We start from the raw sequence: 1603 nt of genomic DNA, 5'->3' as shown, positions 1-1603 counted from the left end.
GGTTTAGCGGCTTGTGCTAATATGGCCTCTTTTTCAACTAATATGATAGTCTTTTCGCTTTCAGGTAACTGGTCTGCTAAGGCACGGGTTTTAGTGATAAACTCAGGCAAATCATCACAGGTCAATAATTCAATATGTGCCAATGGCTGTAATCGATTGTCTAACGCCCGTTTCATGTTCGATAACGGGGCTTCTTTAGGCTCGTCAAAACGCTCGCTTTGACTCACATTATGACCAAGGTAACCAATAAAATCACCTTTCTTTATTGGCATCGGTGCTTTTAATACCACAATTTTATCTAACTTTCCTGGCTCGAAAGTCGATGATGACACTGAGGTTAATTTGACATACCCCTTATGCGGCGCATCATCTCCGCCATTTTCAACAACCAATACTTTAGGTACATCACAATTATTGATTTTTCGAATTTTGGCATATCCCTTCTCTTGACCGTCAAATTCAAACGTCGCTGTCTTTGGTAAATAAGTTAATTTCTGTTTACTGTTTGCCGTACCATAAACCGCAATGCCTTTTACTTCAACTTCGGGGTTGCCAACTTTTTTATTATCTTCCTTGCAGATTTCATAGTCTTTATTGGCATCCGCGGTCTTTCCTGTCGGTCTATCTTTTGCTGTCGTACCAATATCTTTATGCCAAACATAACCAGTAATATTGCCCAATTCAGTTTGAAACCCATTTGGTGTCACCACCGTGCCGGTGGTTATCGACACAATTTTATACCAACCGGGCATATCCTCTTTTTGTTCACCTAAACGAACTTTACTCCCCTTTAGTAATAAGCCAACTACGTTTGTATTTTTCCCATTTTCTCGTATTACACTACCCGTAATGGTTTCTGCTTTTGCTTCATTGACCTTCCCTAATTCAGCTGATTGCCAATAATGAGGATAGCTAACCTTACCATTTCCTTTCTGTTTCTTTTGCTGATAACCATACCAATCTAGCTGATGCATATATAAACTGTATAAGGTGATTGAGGGAGGCGTGTCAGTTGAATTAGCTATTTTAGGCATTTGTAAAAGGTGTCTAACCAAGGTAAATCCTGTTGAAAAATACGCCACCTCTTGCTGTTCCTTATAAGGCGTTTTTAGCTCAACATTGTCCTGATAGACTATTTTATGGTAAATATTATCGACTCGATAAGCAATTACTTCACCATTGGCCATACAACGCAGTTTATCGTCACTTTTTACTTTATCTAATACAAATTTATCAATATGAATGCCACCGTGCCATATCCCATTTTCACCAAACGGATAAAAACCACTGTGAGCTTCTGATAATGCTTTATAATACGCATCTTGGCTGAGTTGTTTTTCGCCAATTGGAAAGTTGAAATTATCGATTTTTTTTATGGTCATATTTATTGCCTTATTCCTTATGCCTTATGCCGAAAAGCCTTTTGAACTAAACGTTACATGTTTTTTTAATAGGACTTCGAGCGCTTTATTCTTGTTATTTAGTTTTGCGGATAATTGATTGCTCGCCGGCCCCATCTTCTGCAACACATTACACTTAAGATAGATATTATCCTGTGTACCCAGTTCGATACCTTCGCTGCTGATTTTGATATAAGAGCCAC

The 1603-nt window shown here is 38.4% G+C and carries 1 protein-coding gene and 1 pseudogene; both read right to left on the bottom strand.

The features are described 5' to 3' along the window. Positions 1-1382: pseudogene (locus tag GQ594_RS11820) on the bottom strand (hypothetical protein); the annotation flags it as partial. 24 nt (positions 1383-1406) lie between these two features. Then, a partial coding sequence (locus tag GQ594_RS12250; protein ID WP_237398527.1) for a DUF2345 domain-containing protein occupies positions 1407-1603 on the bottom strand: 197 nt, incomplete at its 5' end.

Origin of the sequence: Gilliamella sp. Pra-s52 (genome assembly GCF_009795805.1) — a bacterium.
In the GTDB taxonomy this organism is placed as follows: Bacteria; Pseudomonadota; Gammaproteobacteria; order Enterobacterales; family Orbaceae; genus Gilliamella.
Note: the sequence above shows the minus strand (reverse complement) of the source record. Positions and strands in the feature narration are given on the sequence as shown.